The sequence below is a fragment of the Agromyces sp. 3263 genome (genome assembly GCF_031456545.1).
In the GTDB taxonomy this organism is placed as follows: Bacteria; Actinomycetota; Actinomycetes; order Actinomycetales; family Microbacteriaceae; genus Agromyces.
Window position 1 is genome coordinate 1,149,557 of record NZ_JAVDUV010000002.1, and the last position, 23,916, is coordinate 1,173,472.

Sequence of the window (23,916 nt, forward strand, 5' to 3'; positions counted from 1 at the left end):
CGACTCAGCGGTCGGCGTCGGCTCCGGCGCGGTCGGCGTCGGCCGCGGCGCGCTCGGCCGCACGTACCTCCTCCTCGAACCCGCGCACGGCGTGCCGCAGGGCCCGCTCGGCGTCGAGTCCCTGCGAGCGGGCGGATGCCACGAGCGAGAACAGCATGCGACCCAGCTCGTCCTCCGTGTCGGGCGCCGCGGGCGCCGCGGCATCCGGAACCGGCTCGACGACCACCCCGGCCTTCTCGGCCTTGCCGATCACCTTCTGCGCCAGGGCCAGTGCGGGCATGCCGCGTGGAATCCCGTCGAGCACGCTCGTGCGGTGCGGCTTCTCGTCGGCCTTCAGGTCCTCCCAGAACGAGACCACGTCGTCGGCCGTCTCGGCGGTGCGGTCGCCGCCGAAGACGTGCGGATGCCGCGACACCATCTTCGCGGTCATGTGCGCCGCGACGTCCTCGATGTCGAAGTCCTCGCCGGGCGTGTGCGCGGCGATGTCGGCGTGGAACAGCACCTGGTAGAGCACGTCGCCGAGCTCCTCGATCATCTCGTCGCGGTCGCCCGACTCGATCGCGTCGATGAGCTCCCAGCTCTCCTCGACGAGGTACTGCACGAGGCTCTCGTGCGTCTGGTCCGCGTCCCACGGGCAGCCGCCGGGGGCGCGCAGCAGTGCGACGGTGCGGATGAGCTCGTCGAGCGCCGAGGCATCCGCCGGCCCGGCTCGCATCGGTTCCGGGGTGACGGCCTGCGGCCCGTTGCGGATGTCGCCCACGCTCGCTCCCTCCGGCGGCCGCCGAATCCCCGGCGCGCCGTCTCCGCCATGCTAGGCGCTGCGGGCGGGCACCTCGATAGGATTGGCGGCGGAGTGCCGGGAAGGCTGGTCGGCCGACGTCGAACGTCGTCGCCCCCTTCCGCGCCCGGCAAGTCGTACCGTACGTACTGCACCGCCGTGGCACCGAGACTTCACCCACAGGGAGTCGCATGAACGTCCTCCGCTCCGAACGATTCGCCGCCGCGCTGCTCCTCGTGGCGGCCGTGCTCGGCCTCGTCATCGCCAATCTCCCGATCGGCCCCGCCGCGGTCGACCTGAAGAACGCGCATCTCGAGATCCCGTGGCTCCGACTCGACCTGTCGACGGGTCACTGGGTCAGCGACGGGCTGCTCGCGATCTTCTTCTTCATCGTCGCCGTCGAGCTCAAGCGGGAGCTCGTCATCGGCGAGCTGAACTCGCTGTCGAAGGCGCTGCTTCCCGCGATCGCCGCCGTCGGCGGCGTGGTCGTTCCGGCCGGCATCTTCCTCGCCTTCACGGCGGGCACCCCGACGGTCGACGGCTGGCCGATCCCGACCGCGACCGACATCGCCTTCGCGCTGGGCGTGCTCGCCGTCTTCGGACGGTTCCTGCCCACCCGCGTGCGCGTGTTCCTGCTCGCGCTCGCCGTGCTCGACGACCTCATCGCGATCCTCATCATCGCGTTCTTCTTCACAACCGACGCCGACTTGGCCGCGCTCGGCTTCGGCGTCATCGCGATCACGCTGTTCGGCATGGTCTCGAGGCTCATGAAGCCACGGTCGAGCTGGATCCTCTCGCGCCGGCCGCAGTGGCCGATCATGGCGCTGCTCATCGTGCTGGGCGTGCTCGCCTGGTACTTCGTGTACCTGTCGGGCGTGCACGCGACGATCGCGGGCGTGGCGCTCGGCCTCGTCATGGCCCGGCGTCCGGCCGGGCGCGCGGCGCACGCGCTCGAGCCGTGGTCGAACGGCGTCATCCTTCCGCTGTTCGCCTTCACCGCGGCGATGGTGCCGGTGCCGCAGGTGTCGCCGAGCGAGCTCGAACCGGCGTTCTGGGGCATCCTGGTGGGCCTTCCGGTCGGCAAGATCGTGGGCATCTCCCTCGCCGGGCTCCTCGGCGGACTCATGGCCCGGCCGAAGCCGGGCACCACGCCCCTCACCTTCGGCGACCTGGCGGTGGTGTCCGCACTCGGCGGCATCGGCTTCACGGTCTCGCTGCTCATGAACGAGCTCGCGTTCGCCGGTCTCCCCGAGGTCGCCGACGAGGGCACCCTCGCGGTGCTGCTCGGGTCGGGCATCGCCATCGTGCTGTCGGCGGTGTTCGTCACGATCCGCTCGCGGCAGTACCGGCGCCGGGGCGCGGCATCGGGCGCGGGCGGCGGCGGCACCTTCGCGCACTGAGGCCGCGCCGGCCACCCGCGCCGGCCACGTGCGCCCCGCTCGCCGAACCGGTCAGGCGGTGGCGGACGCCTCGGACGCCGGCGCCGCGGCATCCGGAACCGGGAAGATCGCCGCGACGAGCCGCGACACCCACTCGATGAGGTCGGCGTCTCCGGGCAGCTCGCCCCCGGGCGTCGGGAACGGCACGAGGATGACGTCGTTCTGCGCGAAGTGCTTCGCGCCCGGGTAGAGGCGCTCGAGTCGCACGCGCCGCGAGTCGGGGATGTTCGCGGGCGCGATGCGGAGCTTGGAGCCGGTGGCGATGACGTCGGAGAGCCCCGCCAGCTGCGCCTGGCGGCGGAGCCGTGAGATCGCGACGAGGTGCGTCACCGCGTCGGGCGGCGTGCCGTAGCGGTCGACGAGCTCGTCGACGACCGCGTCGATCTGGCCCTCCTTGGCGGCCGGCCCGCTGGCTGCGGACAGCTTCTGGTAGATCTCGAGGCGCAGCCGCTCGGAGTCGACGTAGTCCTCGGGGATGTGCGCGTCGACGGGCAGCTCCAGCCGCAGCTCGGTCTGGCCCTCGGCGACATCGCCTCGGAACGCGGACACCGCCTCGCCGATCATGCGCAGGTACAGGTCGAACCCGACGCCGGCGATGTGGCCGGCCTGCTCTGCGCCGAGCAGGTTGCCGGCGCCGCGGATCTCCAGGTCTTTCAGGGCGATCTGCATGCCGCCGCCGAGCTCGTTGTTGGCGGCGATCGTGGAGAGGCGGTCGTGCGCCGTCTCGGAGAGGGGCTTCTGCGCGTCCCAGAGGAAGTACGCGTAGGCGCGCTCGCGTCCGCGGCCGACGCGGCCGCGCAGCTGGTGCAGCTGCGACAGGCCGTACTTGTCGGCGCGGTCGATGATGATCGTGTTGGCGTTCGAGATGTCGAGGCCGGTCTCGATGATGGTCGTCGAGACGAGCACGTCGAACTTTCGCTCCCAGAAGTCGACCACGATCTGCTCGAGCACGTGCTCGTTGAGCTGGCCGTGCGCGACGGCGATGCGCGCCTCGGGGACGAGCTCGGAGAGCTGGGCGGCGACGCGATTGATCGACGACACCCGGTTGTGCACGAAGAACACCTGGCCCTCGCGGAGCATCTCGCGGCGGATCGCGGCGGCGACCTGCTGCTCGGAGTACGGGCCGACGAAGGTGAGGATCGGATGCCGGTCCTCGGGCGGTGTGGCGAGCGTCGACATCTCGCGGATGCCGGTGACGGCCATCTCGAGCGTGCGCGGGATCGGCGTGGCGCTCATCGCGAGGATGTCCACGTTGGTCTTGAGCTTCTTGAGCTGGTCCTTGTGCTCGACGCCGAAGCGCTGCTCCTCGTCGATGATGAGCAGCCCCACGTCCTTGAACTTCACCTGCTCGGTGAGGATGCGGTGCGTGCCGATGACCATGTCGATGGTGCCGTCGGCGAGGCCCGTGACGGTCTCGCGCACCTCCTTGTCGGTCTGGAACCGCGAGAGCGCGCGCACGTGCACGGGGAACCCGGCGAACCGCTCGTTGAACGTCTCGAGGTGCTGCTTGACGAGCAGGGTCGTGGGCACCAGCATCGCGACCTGCTTGCCGTCCTGGATGGCCTTGAATGCGGCGCGCACCGCGACCTCGGTCTTGCCGAACCCGACGTCGCCGGCGAGGAGCCGGTCCATGGGGATCGGCCGCTCCATGTCGGCCTTGACCTCGTCGATCGTCTGCAGCTGGTCGGGCGTCTCGGCGAACGGGAACGCCTCTTCGAGCTCCTGCTGCCAGGGCGTGTCGGGCCCGAATGCGTGGCCCTTCGCGGCCATGCGGGCGGAGTAGAGCTTGACGAGCTCCACGGCGATCTCGCGCACGGCCTTGCGGGCGCGACCCTTCGCCTGGGCCCAGTCGCTGCCGCCCATCTTGGAGAGGGTGGGCGCCTCACCGCCGACGTAGCGGCTGAGCAGGTCGAGCTGGTCGGTGGGCACGAAGAGGCGGTCGCCGGCCTGCCCGCGCTTCGACGGCGCGTACTCGAGCACGAGGTACTCGCGCACAGCGGTGGGCTGCTGCTGGATGCCGGCCGTGCGGCTCGGTCCGGTGGGCCGGCTGCCCGTGGCCACCTCGCGCTGCACCATCTCGACGAAGCGGCCGATGCCGTGCGTCTGGTGCACGACGTAGTCGCCGGCCTTGAGTTGCAGCGGATCGACGACGTTGCGCCGCCGGGTGGCGAGCTTCGTGTTCTGGCGGGCGTCGTAGCCGGCCGCCCGACCGTAGAACTCGGATTCGGCGATGAGCGCGAGCTTGGCCTCGGGCACCTCGAACCCGCGCGCGGCCTCGGCCTGCACGAGGTAGGCGACGCCGGGCTCGAGGTCGGCCGGCACCTGCTCGACGATGCGCGCGGCGAGGCCGGCTTCCGCGAGCACGTCGCGGGCGCGCTCGACGAGGCCGTGACCGGCGGATGCCACGACGATGCGCCACCCGTCGCGCAGGCGCGCGCCGATGTGGTCGACGGCTCCGGCGACGTTGCCCGCGAAGCTCGGCATGGCGTTCGCGGCGATGCGCACGTACTCGGACGCGGCGCCGGCCGCCGCCTCCGCCGCCGCCGCATCGGATGACGCCGCCACCACCTCGGCGGCATCGCCGAGGTCGAAGCTGGAGAAGGTCCACCACACCCGGCGGGTGTCGGGTTCGCCGGGCGCGCTGAACAGCGCGGCCTGCCGGAACTCGCGGATCGTGAGGAAGTCGCCGGCGGCCAGGTCGATCGGCGCCTCGGCCCCGACGGTGGCGGCGCTCCACGCGGCACCGAGGAACTCCCGGTTCGTCTCGGCGAGGCTCACGGCACGGCCCGCCACGCGCTCGGGCTGCACGACCGCGATGGCGGCGCCCTCGGGCAGGTAGTGCGCGAGCGGCACAAGCCGCTCGAGCAGCGCGGGAGCCAGCGACTCCATGCCCTCGACGGGGATGCCCTGCGAGATCTTCTCGAGCATGCCCGCGAGGCTCGGGAACTCGTGCAGCATCTCGCGGGCGCGCTGCCGCACGGCCGGGGTGAGCAGCAGCTCGCGGCTCGGGGCGAGCTGCACACGCTCGACGACTTCGGGCAGCGAACGCTGGTCGGCGACCGAGAACGCGCGCAGCTCCTCGACCTCGTCGCCGAAGAACTCCACGCGCACGGGGTGGTCGGCGGTGGGCGGGAACACGTCGAGGATGCCGCCGCGCACGGCGAACTCGCCTCGGCGCGAGACCATGTCGACGCGAGCGTACGCGAGGTCGACGAGCCGCACCGCGAGCTGCGACAGGTCGTATCCCCGGCCGCCGGCGACGAGCTCGACCGGCGCGAGGTCGGCGAGGTTGTCCGCGAGCGGCTGCAGTGCGGCGCGCACCGAGGCGACCACGACGAGCGGATGCCGCGAACCGGCCGCCTGCCACTCGTGGAGCCGCCGCAGGGCGTGCAGCCGGCGCCCGACCGTCTCGGCGGATGGGCTCAGCCGCTCGTGCGGCAGCGTCTCCCACGCGGGGAACTCGAGGAGCTCGCCACCGTCGAGGTACGGCGCCAGCGCGCCCCGCAGCGCCTCGCCCTCGCGACTGGTCGCCGTGACGACGAGCAGCGCCGGCGGGAGGCCCGCCTCGATGCGGCGCTCGAGGAGGCCGGCGATGAGCGGCGCGTCGATGCCCGCGGGAGCCGAGAAGTCGGCGTTCCGCAGGGCCTCGGCGAGCGCGTCGTCGATCGTGGAGGCGCGCGAAAGCGCCGTGTTCAAGCCCTGCAGGATCACCGTCCGAGTCTACGCGCGGCCTCCGACGAGCCCGCCACCGTGCGCTGCCGGCGAACGGCCGGGCCGAACGCCTCGACGCGGACGGGCGACGCCGCGTCGCAGGCGCCCGATACGATGGGCGCCGCACCAGACCGACCCCGGAAGGACACCGTGATCACTGCCGCCGCCGATGGTTCGGCTCTCGGAAACCCCGGCCCCGCCGGCTGGGCCTGGTATGTCGACGACACCACGTGGGCGGCGGGCGGCTGGCCGCACGCCACGAACAACCAGGCGGAGCTGAAGGCCGTGCTCGAGCTCTTCCGGGCGACCAAGCACCTCGACGACGACCTGCTCGTCCTCTGCGACAGCCAGTACGTGATCAACTGCATCACGAAGTGGATGCCGGGCTGGAAGCGCAAGGGATGGCGAAAGGCCGACGGCAAGCCGGTCATGAACGTCGACCTGCTGCAGGAGCTCGATGACGAGCTCGCCGGCCGTCGGTACCGCTTCGAGTGGGTGCGGGGTCATGTGGGCCACGAGCTCAACGAGGCCGCCGACACCCGGGCGCGCGCGGTCGCCGAGGCCTATCGTCGCAAGGGCGCCGTCCCAGGGGGCCCGGGCTGGCCGGGCACGGAGGTCGCCCCCGAGGTCGCGGCGCACCGGCTGGTGGAGGCCGAGCTCGAACTCGCGGCGGCCACCGAGGCGGGCGCGTCCGGGCCGGCGGCAGACGCGAGCGAGCCCGAGGCGGAGGTCGACGAGCCGGCGCTCTTCGCGCTGGAGGACGAGCCCGACGCCTGGCACACGCTCACGCTCGAGCTCTCCACCGAGGAGCACGACCGACTCGTGCAGCGAGCCCGCGGGGAGGGGCTCTCGCCAGAGGATTTCCTCCGCGGCCTCATCTGAGCCGGGCAGGAGCCGGGCGGCCGCGTGGCCGTGGCATCCGTGATCAGGCGGGCGAGTGGAACCGCTGCTGTGCCGCCACGAGCCCGTGCTCGACGATCGCCTCGACGGCGTCCGCGGCATCCGACACCAGGCTCGGCAGCGACTGCCGCTCGGTGCCCGAGAAGTCCTTCAGCACGAAGTCGGCGGAGTCCTGCCGACCGGGCGGGCGCCCGACGCCGACGCGCACCCGGATGAAGTCGCCGTCGTCGGTGGCCTTCGACACGTCGCGCACCCCGTTGTGGCCTCCGTGTCCGCCGCCCTGCTTCAGGCGAACGGTGTCGAAGGGGATGTCGAGCTCGTCGTGCACCAGCACGAGCCGGTCGGCGGGCAGCGAGTAGTACTTCAGCAGCGCCGACACCGGCCCGCCCGACGTGTTCATGAAGCTGTTCGGCTTGGCGATGACGAGCTTGGGGCCGCCCGGCCGCAGGAACCCCTCGGCCACGCGCGACGGCGTCTTGTGCGTCTTGAAGGTCGCGCCGACGCGCGCCGCGACCTCGTCGGCCACCATCTGGCCGACGTTGTGCCGGTTGCCGGCGTACTGCGCGCCGGGGTTGCCGAGCCCGACCACGAGCCAGGTGTTCTCGGCCACGGCGTCGTCCTTCCGGCGAGCACGCCATCGGTCGAGGAGGCCCATGGGCGGCTCCTTCCGATCGGCGCGGGAATCGTTCAGGGGGAATGGAACGGGGCCTGCGGCCCGCAGTCCGAGGGTACCCGGATGCGGCGCTGCAGGCCCCGTGCGCGCGGTGCGCTGAGGTTACTCGGCCGATTCGGCCGCGGTCTCCTCGGCGGGCGCCTCGGCCTCGGGGGCCTCGGCGGCGGCGGCCTCGGCGGCCTCCTCGCCCAGATCGACCTTCTGGGGCACGTGCACGAGCACGACGAGGGCGTCGGGGTCGCTCACGAGGGTCGCGCCCTTGGGGAGTTCGACGTCCTTCGCGTGGATCTGCGTGCCCTCCTCGAGGCCCTCGATGGAGAGGACGATGTTCTCGGGGATGTGCGTGGCCTCGACCTCGAGCAGCAGGGTCTTGGCGTCGAGGTCGGCGATGGTGCCGGGGTACGACTCGCCCTCGGTGTGCACGGGGACCTCGACCTGGACCTTCTCGCCGCGCTTGATGACGATGAGGTCGATGTGCTCGATGACCTGGTGCACCGGGTCCTTCTGCACGTCCTTCACGAGCGCGATCTGGCTCGAGCCGGCGATCTGCAGGTCGAGCACGGCGTTCGCCTTGCGGATGAGCAGCGCGACCTGGTGGCCCGGGAGGGTGAGGTGCTGCGGCTCGGTGCCGTGGCCGTACAGCACGGCGGGGATCTTGCCGGCGGCGCGGATCTTGCGGGCCGCGCCCTTGCCGAACGTCTCGCGCGCGTCGGCGACGACCTTGTTGTCCTGCTCCATGGTGGTTCTCCTTGCGGGCTCGCGGCCCAGATCGTATGTCTGTCGTTTCGACTCGAACGCGCAGCATCTGACATGCGCTGGTGCGTGAGGAAACAGCCGTGAAGCCTGGTTCCACCGCGTCGATCACGGATGCCCCGCCCGCCGCTCTCGCGGACGAACCGGGCCTCCCTCGCCGAAGTTGTCAGGCCTGCCGCGCGTGAACGCGGAAGACCAAGGGGAGAGTCTACCAGTCCGACTCGAGCGCCGCGATCGCCCGTTCCACGACCGCGTCGACGGGTCCGACATTCTCGATGCGGACGCCCGCCTCGTCCTCCGCGAGCGGCTCGAGCGCCTCGAGCTGCGAGGCCAGGAGGGCGGGGGGCATGAAGTGGCCGGCCCGATCGCGCACCCGCTCGCCGAGGTGCTCGGCCGGCACCACCAGCTCCACGAACACCGCGGCCGGGCACGCCCCGCGGATCGCGTCGCGGTAGGAGCGGCGCAACGCGGAGCAGGCGACCACCACGCCGGCGTCGCCCGCGCCGAGCGCCTCCCCCACGAGCCGCAGCCAGGGCCACCGGTCGTCGTCGTCGAGGGGTACGCCGCTGCGCATCTTCTCGACGTTCGCCGCGGGGTGCAGGTCGTCGGAGTCCACGAACCTCATGCCGGGGAACCGATCGCCGAGGCGACGGGCGAGCGCCGCTCCGACGACCGACTTGCCGGAACCGCTGGGCCCCATGACGACGACCCGGGGCGGGTGGGCTGAGGCGCTCATGGGTTGCAGGCTAGCCGAACGCCGGACGCGGCATCCGCCACACCGCAGCGGCGCAGTCTCACCGCAACAGCGCGCAACGGTGAGCGCCGCTCACAGTACGCTGGAGGCGACCCCGAACCCACGAGGAGAACTTTCGTGCCTGAAACCGGATCAGCAAACATCGGCGTCGTCGGACTCGCGGTGATGGGGTCGAACCTCGCCCGCAACCTCGCCAGCCGCGAGGGCAACACCGTCGCCGTGTTCAACCGCTCCCCCGAGCGCACGCAGACGCTGACCAGCGAGCACCCCGAGGCCGGCTTCGTGCCCGGCGAGAGCTACGACGACTTCGTCGCCTCGCTCGCGAAGCCCCGCACGGCGATCATCATGGTGCAGGCCGGCAAGGGCACCGACGCGGTGATCTCCGAGCTCGTCAAGCGCTTCGAGCCGGGCGACATCATCGTCGACGGCGGCAACGCCAACTTCCACGACACGATCCGCCGTGAGGCCGAGATCGCGCCCACGGGCATCCACTTCGTCGGCGCCGGGATCTCGGGCGGTGAGGAGGGCGCGCTCAAGGGCCCGTCGATCATGCCCGGCGGCTCGGCGGAGGCCTACGAGACGCTCGGCCCGATCCTCGCGTCGATCGCCGCGGTCGCCCCCGACGGCGAGCCCTGCGTCACGCACGTCGGCACCGACGGCGCCGGCCACTTCGTGAAGATGGTGCACAACGGCATCGAGTACGCCGACATGCAGCTCATCGCCGAGGCCTACGACCTCATCCGCCAGGGCACCGGCAAGTCCCCCGCCGAGATCGCCGACATCTTCGCCGAGTGGAACGACGGCGAGCTCGAGAGCTACCTCATCGAGATCACCGCCGAGGTGCTCCGCCAGACGGATGCCGCGACCGGCCTGCCGCTCGTCGACGTCATCCTCGACGAGGCGGGCGCCAAGGGCACCGGCGCGTGGACCGTGCAGAACGCCCTCGACCTGGGCGTGCCCACCTCGGGCATCGCCGAGGCGGTCTTCGCCCGCAGCCTGTCCTCCAAGCGCGCGCAGCGTGAAGCGGCCTCCGACCTGCCCGGCCCCTCGGGCGAGTGGAAGGTCGCCGAGGCCGACGTCGACGCGTTCATCGAGGACGTGCGCCGCGCGCTCTACGCGTCGAAGATCATCGCCTACTCGCAGGGCTTCGACGAGATCGTCGCCGGCGCCGAGCAGTTCGGCTGGGACATCCACAAGGGCGACATCGCGAAGATCTGGCGCGCCGGCTGCATCATCCGCGCCCGCTTCCTGAACCGCATCGCCGAGGCCTACGCCGAGGATCCGGGCCTCGTGGCGCTCGTCGTCGCACCCTACTTCCGCGACGCCGTCGCCGGCACGCAGGAGAGCTGGCGCCGCATCATCGGCATCGCCGCGCAGGCCGGCATCCCGACGCCGGCGTTCTCGTCGTCGCTCGCGTACTACGACGGCCTCCGCGCCGCGCGCCTGCCCGCCGCCCTCATCCAGGGCCAGCGAGACTTCTTCGGCGCGCACACCTACCAGCGCGTCGACAAGCCGGGCGTGTTCCACACGCTGTGGTCAGACGACCGGTCCGAGATCGAGACCACGCCGTCGTCGCACTAGTCACGTAGTCTGGACGGACCAGACGAGGGGCGAGCGGATGCCGGAACCGGCGTGGCGGAGTGAGGGCACCGAGCCCGACTACCGCTTCACGCTGGCCAACGAGCGCACGTTCCTCGCCTGGATCCGCACGGCACTCGCGCTGCTGGCCGGCGGGGTGCTGCTGCACCAGTTCGCGACCGAGCTCGGGCCCCGCCCCGCCGTCGTCGTGCTGTCCGTCGGGCTCGGCGTCATCGCGGCGGCGCTCAGCGTGGTCTCCTACACGCGCTGGCGCGGCAACGAGATCGCCATTCGCATGGGCCGTCCGCTCCCGTTCAGCTGGGTGCTGCCGGCGCTCGCGGGGGCCTGCCTCCTGACCAGTGCAGTGCTCGTCGTGCTGCTCGTCGTCACGTGAGCCGTGGTCGTCTCGTGAGCGGATCGGTGCCGGCATGAACCCCTACATCGTGGATGCCACCGGTGATCCGGGCCTGCAGCCCGAGCGCACCGCGCTCTCGTGGACGCGCACGGCGCTCGCCCTCGCGGTGAACGCCTTGCTGTCGATGCGTGCCGGCCTGGTCGCCGGAGAGCCGGGGCTCGTGGCCGTCGGGGTGCTGCTCTTCGCGGCATCCGGCGCGGCCGTGGCCATCGGCACCGTGCGACGACGTCAGCTGTCGGGCGCGCGCCTGGTGATCACCCCGCCCGCCGGCGCACTCGTCGGCGTCGCCGCGGCGACCCTGCTCGCGAGCGTCGGCGGTGTCGCCAGCGTCTTCGTGGAGGGTGCGGCATGAGCGAGCGGCACCCCGAGCTCGAACCCGACCCTTGGGACGACGACGACGGACGGCCCATGCCGGGACACCGCCGGCGCCGCGTGCTGCGCGTCGTGGTGCTGATCGCCCTCGGCGCGCTGCTGCTGCCCCTCGTGCTCTCGGCGTACAGCGTGGCGAGGTCGGCGGCCGATCGGGCGTGCTCGGTCTACGTGGCGGCGTACGACACGGATGCGGCGGGATTCCGGTCGTCGTTCGACATGTTCGCGCCGGGCGGGCCCGGCTGGGAGTGCTTCGCGATCTCCGAGCACGGCAGCGAGCGCCTGCTCGGCAACCTCGGGCCGATGCCGACCCTGCCGCAGCCGCAGCAGGTCGGGCCCGACCAGCGCGACGCCTGAGGTCGCTCGGCTCAGGTGGCCGGGTCTGGAGCGGACGTCGCCGCCTCGTCGGGGAACACCCGCTTGTAGGTGCGCCCGTCGGCCAGCTCCACCGTGCGCGCCACGAGCTGCCCGCGGGTCACCCGCTGGTAGATCGCCTGGGGGGTGACGCCGAGCCGCTTCGCCGCCTCGGCGACCGACAGGCCCGGCAGGTCGGTGGGCGAGCTCGAGGGTCGTTCGCGCTTGCGCCTACGGCTCGCCTCCTGGCGTTCGGCGATGGCGTCGTCGCCGCCCGCCCAGCGGTACTTCGCGGCCGAAGGACTGAGACTCGCGGCATCCGCGACCTCCTCCCACGTGGCCCCGGCGGCCAGTGCCTCGCGCACGGCGACGAGCATGGCGGGCTCGGCCTCGAGGGCGACCGCGAGCGAGCGGATGCCCCGGAGCCGGTCGAGCGGCGAGGCATCCGAGCCGCCCGCCTCCTCCGGCTTCCCCGCCCCGGTGGCCTCGAGCCGCGCCAGGCGCGCGAGCGCCGCGGCGGTGTCGGCGGAGAGGAACGGCACGGGGTCCTCAGCCCTCGAGGAGGCCGTTGCGCACCTCGCGGCGCAGCACCTTGCCGATGAGCGAGCGGGGCAGGTCGTCGGCCACCACGATGCGCCGGGGCACCTTGTAGGCGGTGAGCCCGTCGCGGGCGAAGGCGCGGATGGCGGCCTCGTCGAACGTCGCGCCCGGCTTCAGCACGACCACGGCGACGACCTGCTCGCCCGAGCGCTCGTCGGGCAGGCCCACGACAGCGCAGTCCTCGACGTCCGCGTGGGCCCGGATGGCCTCCTCGACCTCGCTCGGCGCCACGTTGAAGCCGCCCGTGATGATGAGCTCCTTGATGCGGTCGACGATGCGCACGAAGCCCTCGTCGTCGATCGCGACGATGTCGCCCGTGCGGAACCAGTCGGCGCCGCCGTCGTCGGCCGGCACGAACACCGCGGCGGTCTCGTCGGGCTTCTTCCAGTACCCCGAGAACACCTGCGGACCGCGCACGATGAGTTCGCCCTCGGCACCCGTCTCACGGTCGACGGTCGGCTGGTCGGGGTCGACGACGCGCACCTCGGTCGAGGGCAGCGGCAGTCCGACGGTGCCGGCCTTGCGGTTGGGCGCGACGGGGTTGGCCATGAGCACCGGTGAGCACTCCGAGAGGCCGTAGCCCTCGACGAGGTACCCGCCGCTCGCGGCCTCCCAGGGCTCGACGACGTCGGCGGACAGCGGCATCGCGCCCGAGATCGCGATGCGGATGCCGTCGAGCGACACGCCCGCATCGGCGGCAGCCTTCGTGAGCCGGTCGTAGATCGGCGGCACCGCAGGGAGGAACGTCGGCGGACGCTGCTTCACGACCTTGAGCACCAGCTCGGGATCGAACTTCGGGAAGAGCACGAGCCGGGCGCCCATGCTCATCGCGAACGTGAGGCACAGCGTGAGCCCGTAGGCGTGGAACATCGGCAGCACCGCATACACCACCGACGTGCCGCGCTCGATCTCGGGCACCCACGCGCGCGCCTGTGCGGCGTTCGCACCGAGGTTCGCGTGCGTGAGCGTGGCGCCCTTCGGGCTGCCGGTCGTGCCGCTCGTGTACTGGATGAGCGCGACGTCCGATGCCTCGGGCCGGGCGATGCCGGCATCGATGCGGGCGGATGCCACGAGCTCGCGCCACGGCACCGTGCCGCGCACCTTCGTGGTGAGTGCGGCACGGGACTCACGCGCCTTCGCGACGGGAAGCCGCAGCGCGAACCGCGTGAGGAACGGCATGGCCCGGGTCACGTCGACGGAGACGATCGACTGCACGGCGACATCCGCCGGGAAGGCCTGGATCGTCTCGACGACCTTGTCCCACGCGATCACGACGCGGGCGCCGTGGTCCTCGAACTGGTGCCGCAGTTCGCGCGGCGTGTAGAGCGGGTTGTGCTCGACCACGATCGCGCCGAGGCGGAGCACCGCGTAGAAGGCGACGATGTGCTGCGGGCAGTTCGGCAGCACGAGGGCGACCGGATCACCGTGCTGCACGCCGAGCGCACGCAGGCCCTCCGCGGCGCGGTCGATCTGCTCGCCGAGCTCGGCGTAGGTCGTGGTCGCGCCGAAGAACTCGAGCGCGACGTGGTCGCCGTACTGCTCGACCGACTCGCGCACGAGGTCGAACAGCGACCCCTGCTCGTCGGCGACGTCGTGCGGCACGCCCTCGGCGTAGCTCGACAGCCAGGGACGCGGGGTCGTGATCGCCATCGGGCCGGCCTACGCCGCGCCGTCGAACATGCTGGTCACCGAGCCGTCCTCGAAGACCTCGTGGATGGCGCGGGCGAGGAGCGGGGCGATGGGCAGCACGGTCAGGCGGTCCCAGCGCTTCTCGGGCGGGACGGGCAGCGTGTCGGTCACCACGACGCTGTCGATGGACTCGTTCTGCAGGATGTCGACGGCCGGGTTGGAGAACACCGCGTGGGTGGCCGCGACGACGACGCCGATCGCGCCGTTGGCCTTCAGCGCCTCGGCGGCCTTGGCGATGGTGCGGCCGGTGTCGATCAGGTCGTCGACGAGCAGGCACACCCGTCCGTTCACGTCGCCGACGATCTCGTGCACCGACACCTGGTTCGGCACGAGCGGGTCGCGGCGCTTGTGGATGATCGCGAGCGGCACGCCGAGCTTGTCGCTCCAGATGTCGGCGACGCGCACGCGGCCCATATCGGGCGACACGACGGTGAGCGTCGAGGGGTCGAGCTTGGCCTTGAAGTGCTCGAGCAGCACCGGCATGGCGAAGAGGTGGTCGACGGGGCCGTCGAAGAAGCCCTGGATCTGGGCCGCGTGCAGGTCGATCGACATGATGCGGTCGGCGCCGGCGGCCTTATAGAGGTCGGCGACGAGGCGCGCCGAGATCGGCTCGCGGCCCCGGCCCTTCTTGTCCTGGCGGGCGTAGGGGTAGAACGGGGAGACCACCGTGATGCGCTTGGCCGACGCGCGCTTCAGCGCGTCGATCATGATGAGCTGCTCCATGAGCCACTCGTTGATGGGCGACGTGTGGGACTGGATCACGAACGCGTCGGAGCCGCGCACGCTCTCGTCGTAGCGCGCGTAGATCTCGCCGTTCGCGAAGGTGCGGGCGTCGGTCGGCACGAGCTCGGAGCCCAGCTCCTCGGCGATGTGCTCCGCGAGCTCTGGGTGCGCTCGTCCGGAGACGAGCACGAGGCGCTTCGATCCGGTGGTCTCGATTCCCGACATGTGGTCTGTCCTCTCCACCCGCGCTGAGCCGGTGCGTTCAGTCTTCGTCGGAGCCGGATGCCTCTGCGGCGGCCTCGGCTGCCTGGGCTGCCGCGGTGCCGGGTCGATGCTTCTGGACCCATCCCTCGATGTTGCGCTGCGGGGCCACGTTCACGGCAAGTGCGCCCGCGGGAACGTCCTTGCGGACCACGGTGCCGGCGCCGGTGTACGCCCCATCGGCAATCCTAACGGGCGCGACGAAGACCCCGTGCGACCCGGTGCGCACGTGCGAGCCGACATCGGAGTGATGCTTCCGGACGCCGTCGTAGTTGGCGAAGATCGAGCCTGCGCCGATGTTCGAGTGCTCGCCGATCGTGGCGTCGCCGACGTACGAGAGGTGCGGCACCTTGCTGCCCTCGCCGATGGTCGCGTTCTTCGTCTCGACGAACGTGCCGATCTTGCCGTCGGCGCCGAGCACGGTGCCGGGCCGCAGGAACGAGAACGGGCCGACGGATGCCCCGGCCCCGATGACCGACAGGGTGGCATCGGTGCGCTTCACCTCGGCGCCCGCGCCGATCTCGCAGTCGACGAGCGTCGTGTCGGGCCCGACGACGGCGCCGGTGGCGATCACCGTGGCGCCCTTCAGCTGGGTGCCTGGGCGGATGGTCACGTCGGGCTCGATCTTCACGTCGAGGTCGATCCACGTGGTCGCCGGATCGTCGATGGTCACGCCGTTCAGCTGCCAGCCGCGCACGATCAGCGCGTTGAGGCGGGCGGCGGTCTCAGAGAGCTGCGCCCGGTCGTTGATGCCGGCGACGAGCCACGGCTCGGACACGGGCACCGCCTCGACCTCGGAGCCCGCCTCGCGGAGCAGCTGGATCACGTCGGTGAGGTACTTCTCGCCCTGCGCGTTGTCGGTCGTGAGGTTCGCGAGCTGGTCGCGCAGCGCGCCGGCGCCGAACGCGTAGATGCCCGCGTTGATCTCGCCGATCGCCCGCTCGTCGTCGGTGGCGTCCTTCTGCTCGACGATGCGGTCGAATCCGCCGTCGGCGTCACGCACGACGCGGCCGTAGCCCGTGGGGTCGTCGTAGACGGCCGAGAGCACGGATGCCTGCGCGGCATGGCCGCGGTGCTGCTCGAGGAAGGCGCCGAGCGTGTCGGCGTCGAGGAGCGGCACGTCGCCGTTCAGCACGAGCACCTCGCCCTCGAAGTCGTCGGGCAGCGCGGCGATGGCCTGCTCGACGGCGCGCCCGGTGCCGGGGATCTCGTCCTGGTCGACGACGACGATGCCCGGCATGACGGCCTCGACCTCTGCGGCCACCTGGTCGCGCTCGTGGCGCACGACCGCGACGACGTGCGCGGCGTCGAGCGCGTTCGCCGTGCGCAGTACGTGGGCCACGATCGGCGACCCGGCGAGGGGGTGCAGGAGCTTCGGGGTGGCGGACTTCATGCGTGTGCCCTGGCCGGCGGCGAGCACGATGATGGCGAGATTCTGGTCCATGCTCCGCCACCAGGATTCGAACCTGGTCCTCACAGCTCCAAAGGCTGTCGTGCTGCCGTTACACCATGGCGGACCGCTCGAATCGACGATTCCGAGCGCCCTACAGTCTGCCAGACGCGGCGCGCAGGAGCGTGCTGCTCGAACTTGTCATGTGACCTATTGGTCACGTATCCTGATCGGGATGGATGACGACGACGCGGTGTTCAAGGCCCTCGCCGATGCCACGAGGCGGCGACTGCTCGACCACCTGTTCGAGCACGACGGCGCCCGCCTCGCCGACCTCGAGGCGCTCGCCGAGATGACGCGCTTCGGGGTGATGAAGCACCTGCGCGTGCTCGAGGACGCGGGCCTGGTCACCACCCGGCGTTCGGGCCGCGAGAAGCTGCACTTCCTGAACGTCGTCCCGATCCGGCTCATCCACGACCGCTGGATCGACAAGTACCGGGTCGGTCCGGCGTCGGCGCTCGCCGACCTCAAACGAGAACTGGAGCAACGACCATGACGACGACGCAGGTCTACCACGTCTACATCCGGGCGACGGCCGAGGAGATCTGGGCGGCGATCACCCGGCCCGAGCTGACCGTGCAGTACTTCCACCGCGTGACGATCGAGATCACGCCCGAACGGCGGTCGCACACCGGGCCGCGCGGGGAGGCCTGGGAGCCCGACGCGGTGCTCGAGTTCGACCCGCCTCGTCGGCTCGCGCACGAGTGGCGCTCGCAGTACGACGCAGAGATGAACGCCGAGCCCGTCAGCCGGGTCACCTGGGAGATCGAGCCGCAGGACGGCGGCACGTGCCTCGTGACCCTCACCCACGATCGCCTCGAGGGTTCCCCGAAGACCGCCGCCGGGGTGTCGGGCGCCGGCTGGATGTTCGTGCTGAGCTCGATGAAGTCGCTGCTCGAGACGGGCGAGGCGCTTCCGCCCACGGGCTGACCCTGCGCGCAGGCTCGTCCGCAGGCCGCTCCGGCGCGCGCCGGCCCGCCTCGCGCGGCGGGATAATGGCGGCATGACGGATGCTGACGAGGTCGACCGGATCGTGGGCGACTGGGAGCGCGAGCGACCCGACCTCGACTTCGCCCCGCTGCAGGTGCTCTCCCGCGTCGCTCGGCTCTCGAAGCACCTCGACCGCGCGCGGCGGCAGGCGTTCGCGAGGTCCGAGCTCGAGGCATCCGAGTTCGACGTGCTCTCGGCACTGCGACGCGCCGGCTCGCCCTACCGGCTCTCCCCCAAGCAGCTGCTGCAGCAGACGCTCGTCTCGAGCGGCACCATGACCAACCGCATCGACCGGCTCGTCGAGCGCGGGCTCGTCAGCCGCCAGACCGACCCCAACGACGGCCGCGGCATCCTCGTCGAGATGAGCCCCGCCGGCCTCACCCGGGTGGATGCCGCGATCACCCGCCTCGTCGACGCCGAGGCCGAGCTGCTCGACAGCCTTCCCGCCGCCGAGCAGAAGCGGCTCGCCGGGCTGCTGCGCAAGCTCAGCCTCGGGTTCGACTGAGCGGCCGGCGCGAGCCCGACGGCGCGAATCGTGCGGCTCCGCGCTACCGCCGCAGCACCTTGCGGGCGAGCCAGTTGCCGAGGAACTGCACGCCCTGCACGAACACGACGATGAGCAGCACCGCCGCCCACGTGATGACCGGCTCGAACTGCCGGTAGCCGTAGACCTGGGCGAACGTGCCGAGGCCGCCGCCGCCGATGAGGCCGGCGACCGCCGTCATGTCCACGATGGCGACGAGCACGAACGTGTACCCGAGGATGAGCGGCCCGAGCGCCTCGGGCACGACGACGGTGCGGAGGATCCGCAGCGGACTCGCGCCCATCGACCGCGCGGCCTCGATGACGCCGGGCGACACCGTGAGCAGGTTCTGCTCCACGATGCGGGCGATCGCGAACGACGCCGCGAGCGACAGCGCGAAGATCAGCGCGTTGTTGCCGATGCCCGTGCCGATCACGAGTCGCGAGAGGGGCTGCACGGCGGCGATGAAGATGATGAACGGGATCGGCCGGAAGAAGTTGATCACCACGTTCACGACGTTGTAGATCGCGCCGTTGGAGAGCAGGCTCCCCGGACGCGTCGTGTAGAGCACGATGCCGAGCAGGAGCCCGGCCGTGCCGCCGATCAGCAGTGTGAGCCCCACCATGTAGAGCGTCTCGACCGCCGCGGCCCAGAATTCGCCCTGGAGTTCGAACAACCGGTCCATCACGGCACCTCCGTCACGTCGACGCGCTCGGCGATCCGGGCGAGCACCGCGTCGATCGCGGCATCCGCCCCCCTGATGGCGAGCGTGAGGTGGCCGAACGCGCGGCCCTGGATGTCGTTGATGCCGCCGTACACGAGCTCGAACTCGAGGCCCGCCGCCGCGAGCTCGAGGAACACCGAGGCCTGCGACACGTCGCCGTCCCGGAACGAGATCGTGACGATCCGGCCCTCGTGGCGCTCGCGCAGCACGTCGAGCTCGGCGGGCGACGGCACGCCCTTCACCACCGTGGACACGAAGCGCCGCGACGACGGGTTCTGCGGGTCCGAGAAGACGTCGAACACGTCGCCGTGCTCGATCACGCGACCCCCGTCCATCACGGCGACCTTCGTGGCGATCGACTGGATGACGTCCATCTCATGGGTGATCACGATGATCGTCACGCCGAACTCGCGGTTCACGCGCTTGAGCAGGGCGAGCACCTCCTGCGTCGTCTCGGGGTCGAGCGCGCTCGTGGCCTCGTCGGCGAGCAGCAGGCGAGGCGAGGTCGCGAGCGCCCGGGCGATGCCCACCCGCTGCTTCTGCCCGCCCGAGAGCTGGTCGGGATAGTTCCGCGCCTTGTCGGCCAGGCCGACGAAGTCGAGCATCTCGGCGACGCGCGCCGCGATCTCGGCCTTCGAGGCGCCCGCGACCTTGAGCGGGTAGGCGATGTTCTGCCACACCGTCTTCGCGCCGAAGAGGTTGAACTGCTGGAAGATCATGCCGATGCCGAGCCGGATGCCGCGGAGCTCGCGCTCGGGCATGACCGTGAGGTCGCGGCCGTCCACCGTGATGCGGCCCGACGTCGCGGGCTCGAGCGCGTTGACGAGGCGCACGAGCGTGGACTTGCCGGCGCCGGAGTAGCCGATGATGCCGAAGACGTCGCCCGCCTCGATGTCGAGGGTCACGTCGTCGACGGCCACGACCTGCGCACCGCCGCGCTCGGCCGGCGGGTACGACTTGCTGACGTTGGTGAGGCTCACGAGAGCCATGGATGCTCCTTCCGGAACGCCGAGACGGGCGGTGGGCTCTCGGCGCCCACCGCCCGCTCGCGTCGCGATCGATCCGTCGAATCGGTCGCGGGCGTCAGCCCTTCGCTGCCTTGGTGTCGGCCTCGACCTCGGCGAGGGAGTCCTTCAGGTCGGACACGGGCGTGGTGACGGGCACCGCCGTGCCGCCCGAGGACTCCAGGAGGCCGGCCTGCACGTCGGGGTCGGTCTGGAAGATGTCGACGAGCTTCAGGTAGGTCTCGTTGTCGGCGTCGTCGGCCCGCGCCGCGAAGATGTTCACGTAGGGCAGCGCGTTCGGGTCGCTCGGGTCGTCCTGCGCGATCGCGTCCTCGAAGCTGAGGCCGGCATCGGCGACGAAGTCGTTGTTGATGACGGCGGCCGCGACATCGGGCAGGGACGTCGGCGTCAGCGACGCCTCGAGGGCCGTCACCTTCACCTTCGACTTGGCCTCGTCGATGTCGGCGAGGTCGGAGAAGATCGAGCCGCCGCTCTTGAGCTCGACGAGCCCGGCCGACTGCAGTACGAGCAGCGCGCGGGCCTGGTTCGAGGCGTCGTTGGGCACCGCCACGGTCTCGCCCGCGGGGATGTCCTTCACCGAGTCGTACTTCGTCGAGTAGAGGCCCAGCGGGTAGATCGCGGTCGCGCCGATCGGCGTGAGGTCCTCGTCGGCCGACACGTTGTAGTCGGCGAGGTAGACGATGTGCTGGAACTGGTTGAGGTCGAGCTCGCCCTCGGTCAGCGCCGGGTTGGGCTGGGCGTAGTCGGCGAAGTCGACGAGCTCGATGTCGATGCCGGCCTCGGCCGCGGCATCCTCGAAGGCGGCCCACTGCGGGTCGGCCTTGCCGACGACGCCGATCTTCACGACGTCGTCGCCGTTCTCGCCGGCGGCGGGCGTGGCGCAGGCGGCGAGCGCGGCCACGAGCGGCACGGTCGCCAGGGCGGCGAGGAGCTTGGTGGTGGTGCGTGACATTCCGGTGATTCCCTTTCGCGTGGGCGCGCCGCGATCAGGTGCTGATGGCGTGGAGCAGGCATGGCTCCGCCACGGTTCGTGTCGGTGGGGGCGTCGATGCCGCGAACGCGGGCGCATCTCCACGTTAGGCGAAGTATCTTCGAGCGTATGACCACGTGGTCATGATCCGTCACAGTTCCTGCGACACCAGCGCGAGATGTCGACGGATGCTTCGGACGCGTCGTTCGTGACCGCCCGCACGCCGCGCGAGGGCGGCGCTCAGGCCTCGAGCGCCTCCGAGACCTCGAGCCACCGGGTCTCGAGCTCCGACACCGTCAACTCGAGCGCGCCCAGCTCGTCGCCGAGCACGCCGAGCCCCACGTAATCGCCCTGATCGTGCTGTGCCAGCTTCTCGTGGAGCGCGGCGATCTGCGCCTGCAGCTTCTCGAGCCGCCGGTCGATCGACGAGCGCTCCTTCTCGGCGGTGCGTCGCTCCGCACCGGTCAGGGCTGCGGATGCCGCGGCCGCGGCGCCCGGCCCTGCGGCAGGTGTCGCCGCGGTGCCGCCCGCGCCCGTGGCGCCACCTACGCCCGTCGCGCTGCCCGCCCCGCCGGCGCCACCCGCCGCCACGGGACGCGTCGTGTCGGCCGCCGCACCCGTGCCACCCGCGGCATCCGTCGCCCGGCGCAGCTCGAGGTACTGGTCGACGCCGCGCGGCAGGTCGCGCAGATGCCCGTCGAGGATCGCGAACTGCCGGTCGGTGACGCGCTCGATGAGGTAGCGGTCGTGGCTCACGACGAGGAGCGTGCCGGGCCACGAGTCGAGGAGGTCCTCGATGGCGGCGAGCATGTCGGTGTCGAGGTCGTTCGTCGGCTCGTCGAGGATGAGCACGTTCGGCTCGCTGAGGAGGATGAGCAGCAGCTGCAGCCGCCGCTTCTGGCCGCCCGAGAGGTTCTTCACGGGCGTCGAGAGCTGGGCGTTCGAGAAGCCGAGCCGTTCGAGCAGCTGCCCGGGCGTGAGCTCGACGGCCTTCGAGCCCTCTCCGATCCTGTAGGCCGTCCGCTGCTCGGCGACCACCGCACTGACGCGCTGGTCGGCCCATTCGGTGAGCTCCGACAGCTCCTGGCTGAGGGTGGCGATGCGCACGGTCGTGCCGCGCTTCACCCGACCGGTGGTGGGCTGCACCGCCCCCGTCACGAGGCCGAGCAGGGTCGACTTGCCGGCGCCGTTCACGCCCAGGATGCCGGTGCGCTCCCCCGGGGCGATGCGCCACTCGAGCTCGTGCAGCACGGTCTTCGTCGCGGGCGCGCCCGGCGCGGCATCCGGAACCGGATACACGACCGACACGTCGAGCAGGTCGACGACGTCCTTGCCGAGCCGCGACACCGCGAGGCGGTTCAGCTCGACCGGGTTGCGCACAGGCGGCTCGTTCTCGATGAGCTCGTTCGCCGCGTCGATGCGGAACTTCGGCTTCGACGTGCGCGCCGGCGCGCCCCGGCGCAGCCAGGCGAGCTCCTTGCGCATCAGGTTCTGCCGCTTCGCCTCGGATGCCGCGGCCATGCGATCGCGCTCCACGCGCTGGAGCACGTACGCCGCGTATCCGCCCTCGAACGGCTCGACGATGCCGTCGTGCACCTCCCACGTGTCGGTGCACACCTCGTCGAGGAACCACCGGTCGTGCGTCACGACGACGAGCGCACCGGCATCCGTCGACCAGCGGCGCTTCAGGTGCCCGGCGAGCCAGGCGATGCCCTCGACGTCGAGGTGGTTCGTGGGCTCGTCGAGGAACACCACGTCCCAGTCGCCCACGAGCAGCGCCGCGAGGCCCACGCGCCGCCGCTGGCCGCCCGAGAGGCTGCCGACCTGCGCGTGCCACGGGACATCCGCCAGCAGGCCGCCGATGACGTCGCGCACCTTCGGGTCGCCCGCCCAGACGTGCTCGTCGATGCCCCCGACGACCGCCTCGGCGACCGTGTGGCCCGGGTCGACGACGTCGGCCTGGTCGAGCATGCCGATCCGGATGCCGCGGCGGCGCGTCACCCGCCCGGCGTCGGGCTCGATCCGCCCCGCGAGCAGCTTGAGCAGCGTGGACTTGCCGTCGCCGTTGCGACCCACGACGCCGATGCGGTCGCCCTCGTCGATGCCGAGGGTGACCTCGTCGAAGACGGTGCGCGTGGGGAACTCGAGGTGCAGGCGCTCGGCGCCGAGGAGGTGTGCCATGTCTGGCTCCACCCTACTTGCCCGCCCCGCGGCGCCCCCGCCCGCCGGCGCCCGCCGCCCCCTCCCCCACTCCCGCGGGCCCGCCTCCGCGCGCCCGCGCCGCGCTGCGATGCCGCGTCGAAACCTTGTGTTCGGTGCACCCGATGGCCGTTGCTGCACCGAACACAAGGTTTCGACGAGCGAGCGCGGACGCATTGAAACGCCGAGCGCGGGGTCAGGGGCTCCATCCGCGCAGCCGAAGACGGGACTCGATTCGCGTGAGCGTCTCGGCGGTGCGGTGCGGACGACCCGGCGAGATGTCGTCGGAGGTCAATCGAACGATCGTCCAGCCGAGGTCCTCGAGGCGTTCTCGGCGCAGGATGTCGGCTCGGAATCGCTCCTTCTCCCGATGCCCGTCTCCCTCGTATTCGATGCCGACGCGATGCTTTGGGTACGCCAGGTCGACCAACGCGAGCAACGTTCCCCTGTCGTCGAAGACGGCATGATTCAGCTCGGGTTCCGGAAGCCCCGAACGCACGATCAGGAGGCGGGTCAGCGTCTCGCGCGGGGAGAGGGATCCGACACGGATCTCCTCCAGCGCGGCGCGAAGTGACCTCGCCCCACGACCCCGGCCATGTCGAGCAACGCTGTCGCGGAGTGCCTGCACGGTGGCGAGCGCAGGTGTGCCGCCCCGTGGAGCTTCGCCGGTCACCAGGTTATCGCCAGCGACGATCAGGTCATCGAGCTCGAGCATCCCGCCGAGGAGCGCGAACGTCGTGGCAGGGCTCGTCAGCGCCAGCCCGCCGAGGTTCGTGACGTCGATCCGGTCGGGCGCGAGCGTGTGCCCGACCACACCTCGCGCGCGCGGCGGCTGCGCCCCGAGTCGAACCGACACGTGGATGCGCCGAGATCCGGCGACGGTTGCCGGCAGCGGCACTCCGAGGATCGCCGCGGCCGTCGAATGGCTGAAGAACTGCGTGGGCGGCATCCGCGCGGCGTACGCCCTGGCGAGTGCGACCTGATTCCGCGCGGCGACGGCTGGAAGGTAGATGCCTCGAAACGGTCGGTCGACCTCGG

23 protein-coding genes and 1 tRNA gene are annotated in these 23,916 nt (G+C 71.5%); 9 read left to right on the top strand and 15 right to left on the bottom strand.

The window, feature by feature from the left end; genetic code table 11:
- Window positions 1–4 precede the first annotated feature (4 nt).
- The gene (locus J2X63_RS18620; protein ID WP_309980202.1) at window positions 5–715 is read right to left on the bottom strand and encodes a MazG family protein; all 711 of its coding nucleotides are present in this window, start codon (window positions 713–715) and stop codon (window positions 5–7) included.
- A 254-nt stretch (window positions 716–969) separates the two neighbouring features.
- On the opposite strand from J2X63_RS18620, the gene nhaA reads away from it, so the two are divergent.
- A complete protein-coding gene (gene nhaA, locus J2X63_RS18625) occupies window positions 970–2,178 on the top strand; it encodes a Na+/H+ antiporter NhaA (protein WP_309980027.1) in 1,209 nt (402 codons plus the stop codon).
- Between the two features lie 51 nt (window positions 2,179–2,229).
- Here nhaA and mfd read toward each other — a convergent pair whose 3' ends face one another.
- Window positions 2,230–5,928, bottom strand: a complete 3,699-nt coding sequence (gene mfd, locus J2X63_RS18630) for a transcription-repair coupling factor (protein WP_309980029.1) — start codon at window positions 5,926–5,928, stop codon at window positions 2,230–2,232.
- A gap of 150 nt (window positions 5,929–6,078) precedes the next feature.
- Here mfd and J2X63_RS18960 point away from each other — a divergent pair, with 150 nt between their 5' ends.
- Window positions 6,079–6,810: an RNase H family protein gene (locus tag J2X63_RS18960; RefSeq protein WP_396133173.1), complete on the top strand. Its 732-nt coding sequence runs from the start codon at window positions 6,079–6,081 to the stop codon at window positions 6,808–6,810.
- Between the two features lie 43 nt (window positions 6,811–6,853).
- On the opposite strand, the gene pth is transcribed toward J2X63_RS18960, so the two are convergent.
- The 3 genes from pth to J2X63_RS18650 form a co-directional block, all read right to left on the bottom strand.
- Window positions 6,854–7,483 carry an aminoacyl-tRNA hydrolase gene (pth, locus tag J2X63_RS18640; RefSeq protein WP_396133174.1) on the bottom strand — a complete coding sequence of 210 codons (630 nt, stop codon included), beginning with the start codon at window positions 7,481–7,483 and terminating at the stop codon, window positions 6,854–6,856.
- Window positions 7,484–7,603: 120 nt separating this feature from the next.
- Window positions 7,604–8,239: a 50S ribosomal protein L25/general stress protein Ctc gene (locus tag J2X63_RS18645; RefSeq protein ID WP_309980031.1), complete on the bottom strand. Its 636-nt coding sequence runs from the start codon at window positions 8,237–8,239 to the stop codon at window positions 7,604–7,606.
- Window positions 8,240–8,462: 223 nt separating this feature from the next.
- Window positions 8,463–8,990 carry a gluconokinase gene (locus J2X63_RS18650; protein WP_309980033.1) on the bottom strand — a complete coding sequence of 176 codons (528 nt, stop codon included), beginning with the start codon at window positions 8,988–8,990 and terminating at the stop codon, window positions 8,463–8,465.
- A gap of 183 nt (window positions 8,991–9,173) precedes the next feature.
- On the opposite strand from J2X63_RS18650, the gene gndA reads away from it, so the two are divergent.
- Genes gndA through J2X63_RS18670 form a run of 4 tightly spaced genes read left to right on the top strand, consistent with a single transcriptional unit; the run spans window position 9,174 to window position 11,727 of the window.
- Complete coding sequence (gene gndA, locus J2X63_RS18655; RefSeq protein ID WP_396133182.1) at window positions 9,174–10,589, top strand: NADP-dependent phosphogluconate dehydrogenase; 1,416 nt, start codon at window positions 9,174–9,176, stop codon at window positions 10,587–10,589.
- 37 nt (window positions 10,590–10,626) lie between these two features.
- Window positions 10,627–10,980, top strand: a complete 354-nt coding sequence (locus J2X63_RS18660; RefSeq protein WP_309980037.1) for a DUF202 domain-containing protein — start codon at window positions 10,627–10,629, stop codon at window positions 10,978–10,980.
- A gap of 34 nt (window positions 10,981–11,014) precedes the next feature.
- A complete protein-coding gene (locus tag J2X63_RS18665; RefSeq protein WP_309980039.1) occupies window positions 11,015–11,353 on the top strand; it encodes a DUF202 domain-containing protein in 339 nt (112 codons plus the stop codon).
- Entirely contained in the window at window positions 11,350–11,727 is a 378-nt protein-coding gene (locus J2X63_RS18670) for a hypothetical protein (RefSeq protein ID WP_309980041.1), read from the top strand. Before J2X63_RS18665 ends, J2X63_RS18670 begins: the two co-directional genes overlap by 4 nt.
- Window positions 11,728–11,738: 11 nt before the next feature.
- Here the strand turns inward: J2X63_RS18670 and J2X63_RS18675 are convergent, their stop codons facing one another.
- The 5 genes from J2X63_RS18675 to J2X63_RS18695 all read right to left on the bottom strand — a co-directional run bounded on the left by J2X63_RS18675 (window position 11,739) and on the right by J2X63_RS18695 (window position 16,514).
- Window positions 11,739–12,266: a hypothetical protein gene (locus J2X63_RS18675; protein WP_309980042.1), complete on the bottom strand. Its 528-nt coding sequence runs from the start codon at window positions 12,264–12,266 to the stop codon at window positions 11,739–11,741.
- A 7-nt stretch (window positions 12,267–12,273) separates the two neighbouring features.
- Entirely contained in the window at window positions 12,274–13,974 is a 1,701-nt protein-coding gene (locus J2X63_RS18680) for a long-chain-fatty-acid--CoA ligase (protein ID WP_309980043.1), read from the bottom strand.
- 9 nt (window positions 13,975–13,983) lie between these two features.
- A complete protein-coding gene (locus J2X63_RS18685) occupies window positions 13,984–14,961 on the bottom strand; it encodes a ribose-phosphate diphosphokinase (protein WP_309980045.1) in 978 nt (325 codons plus the stop codon).
- A gap of 37 nt (window positions 14,962–14,998) precedes the next feature.
- A complete protein-coding gene (gene glmU, locus J2X63_RS18690; RefSeq protein ID WP_309980046.1) occupies window positions 14,999–16,441 on the bottom strand; it encodes a bifunctional UDP-N-acetylglucosamine diphosphorylase/glucosamine-1-phosphate N-acetyltransferase GlmU in 1,443 nt (480 codons plus the stop codon).
- Between the two features lies 1 nt (window position 16,442).
- Window positions 16,443–16,514 (bottom strand) — tRNA-Gln (locus J2X63_RS18695).
- Between the two features lie 108 nt (window positions 16,515–16,622).
- Here J2X63_RS18695 and J2X63_RS18700 point away from each other — a divergent pair.
- The 3 genes from J2X63_RS18700 to J2X63_RS18710 all read left to right on the top strand — a co-directional run bounded on the left by J2X63_RS18700 (window position 16,623) and on the right by J2X63_RS18710 (window position 17,942).
- Complete coding sequence (locus J2X63_RS18700) at window positions 16,623–16,943, top strand: metalloregulator ArsR/SmtB family transcription factor (RefSeq protein ID WP_309980048.1); 321 nt, start codon at window positions 16,623–16,625, stop codon at window positions 16,941–16,943.
- The gene (locus tag J2X63_RS18705) at window positions 16,940–17,377 is read left to right on the top strand and encodes an SRPBCC domain-containing protein (protein WP_309980050.1); all 438 of its coding nucleotides are present in this window, start codon (window positions 16,940–16,942) and stop codon (window positions 17,375–17,377) included. Before J2X63_RS18700 ends, J2X63_RS18705 begins: the two co-directional genes overlap by 4 nt.
- 73 nt (window positions 17,378–17,450) lie before the next feature.
- Window positions 17,451–17,942 (top strand): MarR family transcriptional regulator, encoded by a 492-nt coding sequence (locus J2X63_RS18710; protein ID WP_309980052.1) that lies wholly within the window; start codon window positions 17,451–17,453, stop codon window positions 17,940–17,942.
- A gap of 43 nt (window positions 17,943–17,985) precedes the next feature.
- Here the strand turns inward: J2X63_RS18710 and J2X63_RS18715 are convergent, their stop codons facing one another.
- The 5 genes from J2X63_RS18715 to J2X63_RS18735 form a co-directional block, all read right to left on the bottom strand.
- A complete protein-coding gene (locus J2X63_RS18715; RefSeq protein WP_309980054.1) occupies window positions 17,986–18,645 on the bottom strand; it encodes a methionine ABC transporter permease in 660 nt (219 codons plus the stop codon).
- The gene (locus J2X63_RS18720; RefSeq protein WP_309980055.1) at window positions 18,645–19,673 is read right to left on the bottom strand and encodes a methionine ABC transporter ATP-binding protein; all 1,029 of its coding nucleotides are present in this window, start codon (window positions 19,671–19,673) and stop codon (window positions 18,645–18,647) included. The genes J2X63_RS18715 and J2X63_RS18720 overlap by 1 nt, the downstream gene beginning before the upstream one ends.
- A gap of 94 nt (window positions 19,674–19,767) precedes the next feature.
- The gene (locus tag J2X63_RS18725; RefSeq protein WP_309980056.1) at window positions 19,768–20,661 is read right to left on the bottom strand and encodes a MetQ/NlpA family ABC transporter substrate-binding protein; all 894 of its coding nucleotides are present in this window, start codon (window positions 20,659–20,661) and stop codon (window positions 19,768–19,770) included.
- 258 nt (window positions 20,662–20,919) lie between these two features.
- Window positions 20,920–22,860 carry an ABC-F family ATP-binding cassette domain-containing protein gene (locus J2X63_RS18730; RefSeq protein ID WP_309980058.1) on the bottom strand — a complete coding sequence of 647 codons (1,941 nt, stop codon included), beginning with the start codon at window positions 22,858–22,860 and terminating at the stop codon, window positions 20,920–20,922.
- A gap of 214 nt (window positions 22,861–23,074) precedes the next feature.
- Entirely contained in the window at window positions 23,075–23,827 is a 753-nt protein-coding gene (locus J2X63_RS18735; RefSeq protein ID WP_309980060.1) for a DUF559 domain-containing protein, read from the bottom strand.
- Between the last annotated feature and the right edge of the window lie 89 nt (window positions 23,828–23,916).